This is a genomic window from Proteiniclasticum sp. (genome assembly GCF_032054185.1).
In the GTDB taxonomy this organism is placed as follows: domain Bacteria; phylum Bacillota; class Clostridia; order Clostridiales; family Clostridiaceae; genus Proteiniclasticum.
The window spans coordinates 1-12,862 of record NZ_DAMBTF010000023.1 but is presented as its reverse complement, the minus strand read 5'-3'; the positions used below and the strand labels follow the sequence as shown (position 1 = coordinate 12,862).

At 44.7% G+C, this 12,862-nt stretch carries 9 protein-coding genes; 8 read left to right on the top strand and 1 reads right to left on the bottom strand.

Annotated features, from left to right (window positions below; translation table 11 throughout):
* Nucleotides 1-28: 28 nt before the first annotated feature.
* From RTX25_RS11645 to recJ, 8 genes are all read left to right on the top strand, one after another.
* Nucleotides 29-1,336 carry a nucleobase:cation symporter-2 family protein gene (locus RTX25_RS11645; RefSeq protein ID WP_312653866.1) on the top strand — a complete coding sequence of 436 codons (1,308 nt, stop codon included), beginning with the start codon at nt 29-31 and terminating at the stop codon, nt 1,334-1,336.
* Nucleotides 1,333-2,223 (top strand): DUF2877 domain-containing protein, encoded by an 891-nt coding sequence (locus RTX25_RS11640; RefSeq protein ID WP_312653864.1) that lies wholly within the window; start codon nt 1,333-1,335, stop codon nt 2,221-2,223. Before RTX25_RS11645 ends, RTX25_RS11640 begins: the two co-directional genes overlap by 4 nt.
* Nucleotides 2,216-3,751: an acyl-CoA synthetase FdrA gene (gene fdrA / locus RTX25_RS11635; protein WP_312653862.1), complete on the top strand. Its 1,536-nt coding sequence runs from the start codon at nt 2,216-2,218 to the stop codon at nt 3,749-3,751. Before RTX25_RS11640 ends, fdrA begins: the two co-directional genes overlap by 8 nt.
* Nucleotides 3,752-3,764: 13 nt before the next feature.
* Complete coding sequence (locus tag RTX25_RS11630) at nt 3,765-5,195, top strand: DUF1116 domain-containing protein (protein ID WP_312653860.1); 1,431 nt, start codon at nt 3,765-3,767, stop codon at nt 5,193-5,195.
* Nucleotides 5,188-6,108: a carbamate kinase gene (gene arcC, locus RTX25_RS11625; RefSeq protein WP_312653858.1), complete on the top strand. Its 921-nt coding sequence runs from the start codon at nt 5,188-5,190 to the stop codon at nt 6,106-6,108. The genes RTX25_RS11630 and arcC overlap by 8 nt, the downstream gene beginning before the upstream one ends.
* 170 nt (nt 6,109-6,278) lie before the next feature.
* Entirely contained in the window at nt 6,279-6,860 is a 582-nt protein-coding gene (locus RTX25_RS11620) for a DJ-1 family glyoxalase III (protein WP_312653856.1), read from the top strand.
* A gap of 329 nt (nt 6,861-7,189) precedes the next feature.
* Nucleotides 7,190-9,820 carry an SH3 domain-containing protein gene (locus RTX25_RS11615; protein ID WP_312653854.1) on the top strand — a complete coding sequence of 877 codons (2,631 nt, stop codon included), beginning with the start codon at nt 7,190-7,192 and terminating at the stop codon, nt 9,818-9,820.
* Nucleotides 9,821-9,957: 137 nt separating this feature from the next.
* Complete coding sequence (gene recJ / locus RTX25_RS11610; RefSeq protein ID WP_312653852.1) at nt 9,958-11,721, top strand: single-stranded-DNA-specific exonuclease RecJ; 1,764 nt, start codon at nt 9,958-9,960, stop codon at nt 11,719-11,721.
* A gap of 333 nt (nt 11,722-12,054) precedes the next feature.
* Here recJ and RTX25_RS11605 read toward each other — a convergent pair whose 3' ends face one another.
* Nucleotides 12,055-12,732: a class A sortase gene (locus RTX25_RS11605; RefSeq protein WP_312653850.1), complete on the bottom strand. Its 678-nt coding sequence runs from the start codon at nt 12,730-12,732 to the stop codon at nt 12,055-12,057.
* Between the last annotated feature and the right edge of the window lie 130 nt (nt 12,733-12,862).

Here is a 12,862-nt window from a genome sequence, read left to right as displayed (position 1 = left end):
AAAGCAGAAAGTGAAAAGAGGAACGGAAATGGCAGAAAAGCAAAAGCAGATGGATATCATATATGGAATTGAAGATGTTCCTGAATTCAGGAAGGCGCTGCCCCTTGCCTTCCAGCACATTCTCGCCATGTTTGCGGCCAACATCACGGTACCCCTTATGGTCTCGTCTCTCCTTGGTATGTCACCGAAGGAGACGACGTTTCTGATCCAGTGTGCGCTTTTTATGGCAGGGATCGGCACACTGATCCAGATCCGGAAGAACAGAAGAATCGGATCGGGCCTACCCATCGTGATGGGCACAAGCAATGCATTTCTTTCCACGGTGCTGTCCATTGCGGGCAGCTTCGGGATCGGAGCGGTATTTGCTTCAAGCTTCATCGGAGGACTTTTTGAAATTTTCCTCGGCAAGAATCTGAAACGGCTAAGAAAGATATTCACCCCTATCGTATCTGGCGTTGTGGTGATCACTCTGGGTATCACGCTTATCCCTGTCGGCATACGTCAGGCAGCGGGAGGCTCAGATAATCCGGGTGATCCCAAAGCGTTGATCGTTTCATCGGTTGTCCTTTTGACGATCATTCTTGCCAATAAAATGAAAAGTAAATTCCTTAAATCGGCATCGATTCTCATCGGAATCACCGTAGGGTTTATCCTCTCGGGTTTCATGGGGATGGTGGAAATCAGGACAGTTTTTGAAAGCAGCTGGTTTGCGGTTCCAAAGCCCTTGCAGTACAAGTGGGACTTTCAGCCGGCAGCCATCATCGGTATGCTGTTCATGTATATCGCCACAACCATTGAAACCCTCGGCGACATCTCGGCGCTTACGGTGGGAAGTGAAAACAGAGAACCTACAGAAGAAGAGCAGGCCGGAGGTGTCATCGCAGACGGTTTAGCCAGCTCACTTGCTGCAGTCATGAACGGATTTCCGAACACTTCCTACACTCAGAATATCGGAGTGGTCAACCTCACCGGCGTATTCAGTAGACACGTGGTGAAGATCGGCGCTATCATCCTGCTCATCTTAGCCTTTTTCCCCAAATTCGCCTCTCTTCTGTCCATCATGCCGACGCCTGTACTTGGCGGAGCCTCCATTGCGATGTTCTCCATGGTTGCAGTTTCAGGGCTGTCCCTTCTGTCAAAGATCCCCATGAACAGCAGAAATTCGCTTATCGTGGCTTTGTCATTAGGCATCGGCATCGGTCTTAGCCTGGTTCCGGAAGCGGTATCGGTATTCCATCAGGATATACAGCTGATTCTGACATCGGGTGTGGTTCCATCTGCATTGATGGCGATAGCCCTTGAGTTCTGGCTGCCTGAAGAGGGTGCCAGGTCATGACACTTCATGGAATAAGCATGGACAGGTATCTTCATGAGCGATATTTCGAGAAAGACAATAAAGACTTAGGCAAAGTGCACAGTGTGTTTCAGCGTGTCATCAATGTGGAGACGGGAAAGGGGGACATCTTCTCTCTTTCTCATCCAAGAGATGCCTATATGCCCTTTATGATCCAGGTGAGAGAACGTCATGATTTTCTCATGGAAGAACATCTGGAGGGGAAAAAGGTATGTTTCCAGAATGGATGCCTAAGCATAGGGAGCCTTGAGATTAGCCTAGACGAGATTGAAATTAAAGAAAGAATACAGAGAAAATATAAGATTACAGAAAGTCTATCTGAAAGTCTTGAGACCGCAAAGGGGATCCTTCAGAGATATGGTAAAAGAGGCGGATGCCTTGGATACTATGGACAGTATGAAGATATGGACCTTATGGAGAAAGAACTGGCAAAGCGCATCGGCTCACTGGAAACAGAAATGGACTTTGGACGGCTCATCGGATTCGGAAGGGGACTTACGCCTTCCGGAGACGATTTCTCGGTGGGACTTCTCTGCGCAGAAGGATACATAGACTTTAAGCATACAGAAAAGGAAACAGTCATAGAGAAAATAACAGAAGAATTGAAAAATACAATAAGGCTTAATGAGGGAGACACAACAGATGTCAGCCGTCAGATGCTGAAACTTTCCCTTGATGAAGAGTTTCCAGGTCCCCTCATGGATCTTTGCGAATCCATCATAACAGGAGAATCTGCTGCATCATGCAGAGATTCTATGCTGAAATTACTGAATATTGGGTCAACTTCAGGAACAGATATGGCCACTGGTGTGATTTATGCACTGGAGAAGGCTGAAGAAGAAAGAAATTACGGAGGAAAATATGTTTAAGAAAACATCAGTCAGAAAAAATGTATATTACGACTCAGTGACACTGATGTCACTGACCAGCAAGATTCTGGATCAGGACGGCGTGGACGAGGCGGTCATTTCCATGGCAACGGAAATGAACAAGGAGCTTCTAAGAAGCGTGGGTCTTTCCAGTGAAGAGAGCGACAAAGCCTCTGCCGGGGATCTCATCCTTGCAGTATCTGCTAAGGATGAAAAAAGCCTGGAGGAAACACTTGTCCTGATCGATGAGCTTCTATCCCCGAAAAACAGGAAGCAGAAAAAAGGCGAAGCCAAGCTTCCCGAGAGTATAACAGAAGCTTCGGAGATCATGGAGGACGCGAATGTTGCGATCATTTCCGTTCCTGGTGCCTATGCGGCAAGGGAAGCAAGAGAAGCGCTGAATAAGGGACTTCATGTCATGATCTTCAGCGACAACATCTCCATAGAAGAGGAAAAATCACTGAAAGAGCTGGGTAAAGAAAAAGGGCTTCTGGTCATGGGACCGGACTGCGGAACGGCAAGCATAAACGGAACAGGTCTATGTTTTGCCAATGATGTCAGGCGTGGAAACATCGGAATCGTTGCCGCATCAGGCACGGGTCTTCAGGAAGTCATGGTTCAGATTCACCATCTTGGCGGCGGAGTGTCCCATGGCATCGGAACCGGCGGACGTGATCTTCGGGAAGAGATCGGTGGCATCATGATGCTTGAAGGCATTAGAGCCCTGGCTGAGGACGAAGGAACAGAGGTCATCGTTCTTGTCTCAAAGCCACCGGCAAAGGCCATCGCAGAGAAGATTCTAAGTGCAGTGGAGAAAGTGGAGAAGCCTGTAGTCATCTGCTTCCTTGACGGAGAAGAGCCTGAAGGACATCTTGATCGTGTCCGGTTTGTGAGCGGGCTCTATGAGGCAGCTGAAGCTGCGGTGTCCGTCCTTAGCGGAGATTCTTCCAGAAGTAAGACGCAACTTGAAGGATTTGATCCGAAGCCCTATAAGGCGAAGCTTAATGAAGAGCAGAAGAACATCAGAGCACTCTACTGCGGAGGAACCCTCTGCGCGGAGACTCTTTCCATCTTAAGAGAAAAACTGGGCAGCGTGAAGAGTAATGTAGGCAAGAAGCCGGGCGAGAAGCTTGTATCCGGGGAAAGCCATACAGGACATGTTCTTCTTGATCTGGGAGAAGATGAATATACAAACGGAAAGCCACATCCCATGATTGAGCCTTCCTTAAGGAACGAGCACATTCTAAGAGAGGCTGCGGATAAAAGCGTCGGCGTTATTCTACTAGACTACGAGCTGGGATACGGATCTCACGACGAAGCGCCTGAGGTTTCGCTGAAGGCCATCGGACGAGCAAGAAAGGCAGCGGCAGATGAAGGAAGAGAGCTCATATTTGTCGGCTACATCTTAGGTACGGAGCTTGACAAGCAGGACTACAAGCTTCAGAGAAGACTGCTTAAGGAAGAAGGCATCCTTGTGTTTGACAGCAATAAAGAAGCTGCTCTTGCTGCAAGCATGATCATAGGATAAAGGTGAGGATATGATGAATGAAATGAATAAACTGCTTCAAAGCGAAGTTAAGGCCATAAATGTCGGTACCAGGACTTTTATAGACGATCTTCTCCTTCAGGAGAGATCTGTCATCCACGTGGAGTGGAAACCGCCTGCAGGTGGAGACACTGAAATTCTGAGGATTCTTGATGAGCTGGAGAATGATGAGAGAATCAGAACGGCAAACGAGGAGACTGTAAGGATCATGATGAGTTCCCATGCTGTTCTTGTGGATATCGCTCCTGCAAAGGACGTCATTCCGGGAATGGATGAGAACATGATACTTCATGCCGGTCCGCCCATAGCCTGGGAAAGGATGTGCGGTCCCATGAGAGGCGCCGTCATCGGCGCGCTGATCTTTGAAGGACGCGCAGAAGGGGAAGAGGATGCGGTGAAGCTCATAGAATCAGGGGCAATTAAGTTTTCTCCCTGCAACGAGCATAACGCCGTTGGACCCATGGCGGGGATCATCTCTCCAAATATGCCTGTCCATATCATCGAGGACAAGGTTCATGGAAACTTCGCCTACTGCACCGTGAATGAGGGACTTGGAAAGGTTCTGAGATACGGAGCATATGATGAAAGCGTCATCAGCAGACTGACCTGGATCAGAGAAGAGTTTGCACCCCTTCTTAAGAAGGCTCTGGAGCTTAAGGGAGACGGCGTGGATATCAAATCCATCATTTCCCAGGCGCTACATATGGGAGACGAGTGCCACAACAGAAACAAGGCTTCAACCAGTCTCTTCTTCAGAGAAATCGTGCCTTACTTCTTTAAACTCAATGAGGACAGAGAAGCTGTAGGGCGAGCTGTGGACTTCATGAGGTCTAACGACCACTACTTCCTCAATCTGTCCATGCCTGCCTGCAAGGCGGCAACGGATGCGGCTTCCGGAATTGAACACTCTACCGTAGTCACCACCATGGCGAGAAACGGAGTGGACTTCGGAATCAGAGTGAGCGGACTTGGAAAGAACGAGTGGTTCACTGCACCTGCAGACAAGATCAAAGGACTTCTATTCCCCGGATTCACGGAAGAGGATGCGAACCCTGACATCGGAGACAGCACCATCACGGAAACCATGGGCATCGGAGGCTTCGCCATGGGCGGATCGCCTGCCATCGTACAGTTTGTCGGAGGGACGGTAGCCGATGCCATCGCCTACAGCGAAAAAATGTTCAGCATCACGACATCTGAGAATACAAACTTCTCCATACCTACACTCGATTTCAGAGGATCTGCCATCGGTATCGACATCATGAAAGTGCTGATGACCGGAACACTCCCCATCATCAATACCGGTATGGCCCATAAAGTGGCCGGAATCGGTCAGGTGGGTGCGGGACTTGTCAGCCCTCCTCTTGAGTGCTTCAAAGCTGCCCTTAAGGGATACGCGAAAAAGAGAGGTGAGGGCAATGAGTAGACTCCTGATCGCTCTTGGGGGAAATGCCCTGGGCAATAATGTGACCGAGCAGATGGAGCGCCTGAAGGAAGTGGCGCTGCCGATTGCGGATCTCATCGAGAAAGGTCATGAAATCATCATCACCCATGGTAACGGACCCCAGGTGGGCATGATCCATGACGCCATGGAGAAAGAGAATATGCCGCTTCCTGAATGTACGGCCATGAGCCAGGGGTATATCGGATATCATCTGCAGAATGCGCTGAGAGCGGAACTTGCAAAGAGAAACATCGTAAAGGAAGTCGTGGCTTTAGTCACCCAGGTGGTGGTGGATGAAAATGATGTGGCATTCAATCATCCTCAGAAACCCATCGGACCTTTTCTGAGCTTTGAAGAAGCGGAGGCGCTGAAAGTCTCAAAGAATTATGAGGTCATTGAAGATTCTGGAAGAGGCTACAGAAGAGTCGTTCCTTCCCCTAAACCTCAGGATATCGTGGAGAAGTCATCGGTCAAGGTGCTTCTTGAAAACGGCCATATCGTCATCACCGTCGGCGGCGGGGGCATTCCTGTCATCAGGAACGGAATGGAATACCTTGGTGCTGAAGGAGTCATCGACAAGGATTATTCCAGCGGAAAGCTGGCTGAGCTTGTGGACTGCGACTATATTTTCATGCTTACAGGTGTGGACAGAATCGCCATCAACTACGGTCAGAAGAATCAGAAGGACCTTGCCAGAATGAGTACCGAGGAAGCCAATACCTATATTGAAGAAGGTCACTTCGCTCCCGGCAGTATGCTGCCGAAGGTGGTCACAGGTATCCGCTTTGCCGAGTCCGGCAAAGGCAGAAAAGCCATCATCGGTTCCCTTGAAAAAACCAATGAAGCTCTTGTGGGAGACAGCGGTACAATCATCTACAGCAAAGAGATAGAATAAACCGATAGAGATGAAGTCATGAGCAGTCATGGCTTCATCTTGCGCTATCTATTACTGAATTTTCTATTAATTAAGCGGGGCTCAAGGGAATACATGCTATAATGTACCTAATAAAGACATGAGATTAAGTTGAGAATGAAACTGATACCATGAGATTAGGGGGTTGAAAAATGCATAAAAGAGTAATGGTGATTCTGGCACCGGGGTTTGAGGAAATCGAAGCGGTGGCTGTGATTGATATTTTAAGAAGAGCCAAGGTGAGTGTACAGATCTGTTCCACAGAAAAGGAATTTGTGACCGGTTCACACAACATCACCATAAAGAGTGATGCAAGGCTTGAGTTCATCGACTTGAATAATGATGAGTATGATCTCATCTATCTGCCTGGGGGCGTTCCCGGCGTGAATCATCTGGCTGAAAGCGAAGATGTCATGAACCTTCTGAAGAAATTCAACGAGGACGGCGTGCTCATCGGCGCAATCTGTGCAGCACCATGGGTGCTGGATCAGGCTGGCATCCTTACGAAACATGAAGTGACTTCCGCACCGACGTTTAAAGACAAGATCTCACCAAAGTCCTGTGTGGATGAAGTGTTTGTGCAGTCAGGAAATATCCTGACCTCAAGAGGAGCTGGAACATCTCTTGAAATGGGATTTAAGATCCTTGAGACATTAGGGCTTGAAGAAGATGCAAAGAAGCTGCGCGAGGATATGCAGTATAATTTTCTTATGGACAAGACTTTTAATCACTGATTTTTGTAAAAGAAATAGAAGACGATACCTGGATTGCAAGTCCGGGTATTTTTTCGTCTAGTTTTTATTTTTAGTTAACTAAAATTAGAAATTAATATAATAATAAAGAAATGTAGAAAGAGAATGAATAAATTTTTCAAAATTATTACGATAAATGTTTCAAATGATAAGGAAGATGATATAATTTATGTTAGACACGTATCAACCAGTATTAATATTCTATAATTGATCGTAAATGTGTGCAACATATATTCGTTCCGCGTATACAATTGAGAATAACTATCGATAAAAGAATATTTCTGGCAAATCAAAAAGTGAGGTAAGAAACTATGCTTAGTAAGAATACGAAGAACATCATTCTGAAAACGACTATTGCTATGACAGTAGGCCTTTCAACCATCCTGGTTCCTAATTTCAAAGAACCGGTTGTTGTTGAAGCTGCCAACGTCATCAATCAGACACAGGGAGTGGTGACAGTTAATGCTTCTTCGCTCTGGACTTATTCAAGGGCAGACTGGAATGCCAGGACAAAGGCGTTTAGCAAAGGTACTCAATTCACAGTACTGGAGAAATTAGGCGTTGCTGGTAGAGAAATGTATCGTCTTAGTAACGGACTATATATTTCAGCAAATCCATCTTATGTCAGTTTCCAAGGCAGTGGAACATCTAATCCCACACCAGCACCTGTAAATCAAGGATCATCTGTTGTATCTAAGACTACAGTGAATCTGAATATGAGAAGAGGTAGTGGTACAAAATATGGTATAGTTCTTACTATTCCAAAAGGCGCCCAGGTAACAGTTTTATCAGCATCCAATGGCTGGTCGAACGTATCATACAATGGAAAAACAGGATGGGTTTCGAGTAAGTACCTGACAGCTGGTACCACATCTCAGCCAGCGCCCTCAGTACCTGCACCTTCTATACCTGCTGTTCCATCAGGAACAGGAACAGGAAGAACGACAGCAAATCTTAATATGAGAAAAGGAAACAGTACAAGACAAGGTATTATTCTCACTATTCCTAAAGGAAGAGAAGTAACAATCCTATCTACATCAAATGGATGGTCAAATGTAAGTTACAATGGGAAAACAGGGTGGGTATCTAGCCAGTACTTAGCTATAGTTACAGCACCTGCGCCGCAGCAGCCTGCCCCAAGTGTACCCTCCACACCATCAGTGTTAGGCACAAGTAAAACGACCGCAAACCTTAATATGAGAAAAGGTAGCAGTACAAAACAGGGCATTATTCTCACCATTCCTAAAGGAAGAGAAGTCACTGTCATTTCTTCATCTAATGGCTGGTCGAACGTATCATACAATGGAAAAACAGGATGGGTTTCAAGCACATACTTAACAGCATTAGTTCCTGTGACCCCTCCGGTAGTGACCCCACCAGTTATTGTAGTACCAGAACCACCTGTTACACCAGTGCCACCGGTAGTACCAGAAGTACCTGTAACACCTGCCCCTCCCGTGGTTCCAGAAAAACCGGTAGAAGTACCAGTAGTTGTTAAACCTGCTGTATTGCTTGTAGACAACATAAAGAGCTTATACAATAACGAAAATATTATTGTTTCCGGCCTGGCACTCACCATGGATGGTATTAAAAGTGTTACAGCTACAATAGATGGTAATGAAGTTGCAGTTGAGAGAATTGAAAGACCCGATATGCACGTCATATACGGAGAAGGATATAATCTGAGTAACATCGGTTTCAGACTGAATATTGATAAATCGACACTATCAGCAGGTAAACATAGTGTAGTGATTAAAGCTACAGCAAACGATGGCAGTGTAAAAGATTATGCGAACAGTTTTAAACTAACTAAGCCAACAGCAGCAATAACTCTAAATGGATTAACGGATGGACAGGCAGTTCCATCTGGTAATGTTAACGTAAGTGGTTATGCAGTGAATGTTGACGGTGTTTCAGAAGTGCGTTACTACGTTAATGACATAAATAAAGGTGCAGTAGCCTATGGTTCTGCTTCAGGCGAAGCATCCGCTTATGCTTCCTACACAGGATATGCTAATGCAGGCTACAATTTCACTCTAAATGCTGCAGATTTATCCTCAACAGGGATGAATGCAGTCAGAGTTGAGCTTACAGGAAAAGATGGTACAAAGTACTCAAAAACTGTACTTCTTAAAGGATCGAATACATCCCGATACATTGCTGAAGCACAGGCGAAAACAAGAGATCAGTATGCAGCTGTTGAATATGGAAAGGGTGCAAAAATCTATTCAAACGGTTCATTTATCGATGCAACACCTTACCAGGTCCAGTATCATATGGATCCCGCCAACTTCATTCATCATAGTCTTTACAAATATATGTTTATGGATCTGAGGTATACTGTAAATCAGCTGGATATCGATGCGGCAAAACTGGATAACATGCTTGCAGGGAAAGGTTCACTTAATGGAACAGGTGCTTACTTCCTAAAAGCAGCTGAAACACATGGTATAAACCCATTCTACCTGATTGCACATGCACTTCTGGAGACAGGACATGGAAAATCTGTACTTTCAAATGGTCAGCTGGTTAAAGATACCTATACCAAATTTGGTGATGCATCTACCATAGTACCTGACAGTATTCCTTTAGAAGATAGAGAAAAGCTTGTATATAATGTTTTTGGTATCGGAGCTTATGATTCAAATCCAGAATTATGGGGGGCACAAAAAGCATACGAACTTAAATGGTTTACAATTGAGGATGCAATAGTTGGTGGTGCAAAGTGGATAAGTGATGGATATCTTAATCGTACAGCAGGTAGTCAGAATACCTTATTCAAGATGAGATATAATTTCCCGGACAATATGATACACCAGTATGCTACAGATGTGGCGTGGGCTAAGAGTCAGTCGGGATTCATCAAAACACAGGTTGATGCTTATAATAAGGCTAATGGCACAGATATTGATCTGGTATATATCTATCCAACATTTAAATAATTATTTTAGAATCGGTGTGATAAATAACACCGGTTCTTTATTTTTGATAAACTTAGATTTCAAGTTATAATAATGGAAAGAAAGAGATCAGTTCGCAAGAGAAGGATACGTTATCGTTAAAGACAGGAGATGACAGCATGCAAAGTAAATGGCTCATCAGAAATATTAAATATGACTATAAAGGCTTAAGCCAGACCCTGAAACTGCCGGAGGAAATCTGCCGGTGCCTCATCAACCGATGCCCGGGGTCTTTTGAGGAAATCATGGACTATCTGGAACCGGATCTTGGGAAGCTTCATGATCCAGGTCTTCTTAAAGATATGGATCTTGCGGTGGAGATGATTCTTCATGCCATCGATGAGGAGAAACTCATCAGGCTTGTGGGAGACTTCGATATCGACGGTTCCATGAGTATCTATGTAGCCCTCAGCGCACTGGAGAAGTGCGGGGCGAACGTGGATTACGAGATTCCGGACAGAGTGAAAGACGGATATGGAATCAACAGAGATATCGTGAAGAAGGCAAAGGATGACGGAGTGGGACTCATCATCACTTTTGACAACGGGATATCGGCTTCAGATGCTGTCACTTATGCAAAGGAGATCGGACTGGACATCATCGTTACAGACCATCATGATGTGCCTTATGTGATCGAAGATGGTGAGAAGATACAGGTGGTGCCTCCAGCTGACGCTGTAGTCAATCCTAAGCAGGAAGACTGCAGTTATCCATATAAATACCTTTGTGGAGCTGGAGTGGCGTTCAAGCTCGTTACAAGCCTATATGCGGAGCTGGGTATTCCGGTGGAAGAGCTTGAAGAATATATTCCCTTCGTTGCGATCGCAACGGTTGGTGATATTGTCTACTTAACGGGAGAAAACCGGATCATAGTCAGACACGGACTTCAGATGCTTAAGGATACGAGAAATGATGGCCTTATAGCGCTTGCAGAAGTCAGCAAAGTGGACATCAGGAACATTTCCACCTACATCATCGGATTTGTTCTAGGACCCTGCTTCAATGCAGCAGGTAGACTTGCCACAGCGAAGATGACTATTGAACTTCTCTTTTCGGAGGGGGATGATGCGAGACGAATCGCAAATGAACTTTATCAGCTGAATCAGAGAAGAAAGGCCATGACTGAAGAAGGCATTCTTCTGGCCGAAGAGGAGATCAGGTCCAAGGGCATAAGCGAGGATCAGGTCATAGTGCTGAAGCTTGATGATGTGCACGAAAGTCTTGCCGGAATCATTGCGGGACGCGTGAAGGAACGCTACTACAGACCGACCATCGTTCTCACAAGAACAGAGAATGGTCTAAAGGGATCGGCTAGATCCATTGAAGAGTATAATGTATTCGAAGGTCTGAACAGGTCCAAGGATTACCTTATCAAGTTTGGCGGTCATCCCATGGCTGCTGGGCTCACGCTTTCTGAAGATAATCTTGAAGGCTTCAGAACAGATCTTCTCAGAAATTCCGCACTTAAGGGGGATGAACTTATTCCTAAGGTGACCATTGATGCAAGGCTCAGTCCTGGGAAAATCACGACAGGATTTGTAGAGAGCCTATCAAGGCTGGAACCTTTCGGGAAAGCGAATCCAAAACCCATATTTGCTGAGAAGAATCTTCTGATCAGTCAGGTCTATCTCCTTGGAAAAGACAAAGATCACCTGAAGCTCGTATTCACCTCAGAAGGGACATCCGTGGAGGGGATCTATTTCTATGGCGTAAAAATCATCAGGGATTATTTCAGAGAAGTCCACAAAATGGAATATGATGATTTATCGAAAGTGCTGAAAAACACGAAATGTGATATTCTGTTTTACCCTGATATCAACACATATAATGGTGTAAGCAAGGTACAGCTAAAGATATCGGACTTTAGAGTATCAGATCAATAAAATCTCAGGAAATAATTAGGAGTTTTATCATTGTAAAGGCAATAAAGTTATGATACATTAATGATTATGATAGATTGCATCATAATTAATTTTATCAGGATTGGTAGAGTTTAGTGATACAAGTATCAGGCCATTGGAACCTGGATAAAAATATGCTAAAAACCTCTATCTATTGCGTGATGATATTGAAGTAGGCATTTCCAGGTTCCTTTTTTGTGCAGACAGTTATATATTACTCGATAAATTCAGAAAGGGTCAGTAATCGCCTCATTCAAGAAGAGGATTACTGACCCTTTTAAGATTCTTAGATAGCTAAATCATTTATATGTGTATTTATTTGGCATAAAGGAGTTCTTCGGAATAAGGATAGGAGTCTTTAAGCTCGCCCATGACGAAATATCGTTTGCCGGTCTTCGAAGAATAGTAGCAGGTCATAAGAGAGATGATCGGCTTTCCGATTTTATCCGCTTCATCATCATCTATGATGTATACGGCTGTGTCTGGAACGACTTTGACTTCATAGGTGACGTATTCAAAAATCGTTTCTTTATCGGTCACTCTGATGAGATCGCCTTCCTGAACATCCATCAATGAACCGAAGAGAACATCCTTTTCTTTCATGTAGTGACCGGCTAAAGGGTAGTTGCCGGTACCCATTCTCTGATCTTTTCTCATGGTAGCAGATCCTGCCAGAAGGTTCGAATTGTTTATGCCCTTAAATATAGGGATATTCATGCCTACTCTGGGAATGACCAGCTGGCCGACAAGAAGATCCTTATTGACTTTATTGGAGCTCATGAGTGTTCCGGTTACACTGATGTCTTCTACTATAGAGAAATCAAATTCCGCTTCTTCATTCTGCTCATTTTCTTTAATTTTTTCTGGTGTATATTCTGCAATGATTTCAACCGTGTTCTCGACAGTATTTTCCACTACAGTATCTTTAATTTTGGGTGAGAAAATCAGAAGTAATCCAAATACAATCAGTAGAACAGCAAATACTTTTTTCATACTCATTCCTCATTTCTTTTCGTTGTGTTTAATATAACATTATTTGATTTTTCAATCAATGGACTAAAGGTTACAGGATAGTGTCAATTTACTGTAGGAAAAAAATAATCAGAGGTCCCCATATTTGTAA

Bases quoted from the DNA above. Each gene is read 5' to 3' on its own strand.
- RTX25_RS11645 (WP_312653866.1), top strand. From the start codon at position 29: ATGGCAGAAAAGCAAAAGCAGATGGATATCATATATGGAATTGAAGAT.
- RTX25_RS11640 (WP_312653864.1), top strand. From the start codon at position 1,333: ATGACACTTCATGGAATAAGCATGGACAGGTATCTTCATGAGCGATAT.
- fdrA (WP_312653862.1), top strand. From the start codon at position 2,216: ATGTTTAAGAAAACATCAGTCAGAAAAAATGTATATTACGACTCAGTG.
- RTX25_RS11630 (WP_312653860.1), top strand. From the start codon at position 3,765: ATGAATGAAATGAATAAACTGCTTCAAAGCGAAGTTAAGGCCATAAAT.
- arcC (WP_312653858.1), top strand. From the start codon at position 5,188: ATGAGTAGACTCCTGATCGCTCTTGGGGGAAATGCCCTGGGCAATAAT.
- RTX25_RS11620 (WP_312653856.1), top strand. From the start codon at position 6,279: ATGCATAAAAGAGTAATGGTGATTCTGGCACCGGGGTTTGAGGAAATC.
- RTX25_RS11615 (WP_312653854.1), top strand. From the start codon at position 7,190: ATGCTTAGTAAGAATACGAAGAACATCATTCTGAAAACGACTATTGCT.
- recJ (WP_312653852.1), top strand. From the start codon at position 9,958: ATGCAAAGTAAATGGCTCATCAGAAATATTAAATATGACTATAAAGGC.
- RTX25_RS11605 (WP_312653850.1), bottom strand. From the start codon at position 12,732: ATGAAAAAAGTATTTGCTGTTCTACTGATTGTATTTGGATTACTTCTG.